Below are 828 nucleotides of genomic sequence, written 5' to 3'. Positions count from 1 at the left end.
CATCCGGCGCCCGGCGTCCGCGCCACCTCGGCGAGCTGGAGTTGATCAAGGGCAGGGGCAAGGGCAGGGGCAGCGGCAGGGGCCGGTCAGCCGGCGATGGTGCGGCGGGCGGCGCGGGAGCCGCGCAGGTGAGGCATATCGGGCGGGGATGCGGGTATCGCGCCGCCCGGAGGTGGACGCATGGTGGCGGTGGCGCAATCCGCGCTCTCAGGCGAGCGGCTGCGGGAGGTCGACGGCTTCCTCGCCGAGGCGTGGGCCGATCAGGCCCGGCACGACGAGCGGCTGCGCGGGCTGACCGTGGAGGTGCGCTTCGACCGGGGAGTGGCCCACCTGGACGGCGCGGTCGCCGACCCGGCCCAGCTGCGGCTGGTCCGGGACCTGGTGGGCCGGCTCGACGGCGTGCTGGGCGTCTGGTGCCGGGTGAGCGTCGCCGGCCGCGCGCCGGTCGTGGTGGACCTGGGCTGCGGGGCGACCAAGCAGTGGCCGGGCAACCTGGGACTGGACATCTATCCGGCGCCCGGGGTGAACGCGGTGGCCGACCTGTCCGGCTCGCTGCCGCTGGCCGACGACTCGGTGGACGTGCTCTTCGCGGTGCACATCCTGGAGCACCTGATCGACTTCCTGCCGCTGCTCGACGAGTGCCACCGGACGCTGCGCCCGGGCGGGGTGCTGCACGTGATGAGCCCCTGGTGGCGGCACGTCAACGCGGTGGCCGACCCGACCCACGTGCGCCTGCTCGACGTGCAGACCTTCAAGGGCATCTGCGGTCAGCGCCCACCCGGCACCCCGCGCTGGTACCCGCTGCACGTGGGCTGCGACGGCGCCTCC

1 protein-coding gene is annotated in these 828 nt (G+C 75.0%); it reads left to right on the top strand.

The window, feature by feature from the left end; translation table 11 throughout:
- Positions 1 to 180 precede the first annotated feature (180 nt).
- Positions 181 to 828: methyltransferase domain-containing protein (locus tag F8274_RS30765; RefSeq protein ID WP_151465903.1), on the top strand; the 648-nt coding region annotated here is incomplete at its 3' end.

The organism is Micromonospora sp. AMSO31t (assembly GCF_008868175.1).
Taxonomy (GTDB): Bacteria; Actinomycetota; Actinomycetes; order Mycobacteriales; family Micromonosporaceae; genus Micromonospora.
This window is presented reverse-complemented; position numbering and strand designations above follow the sequence as displayed.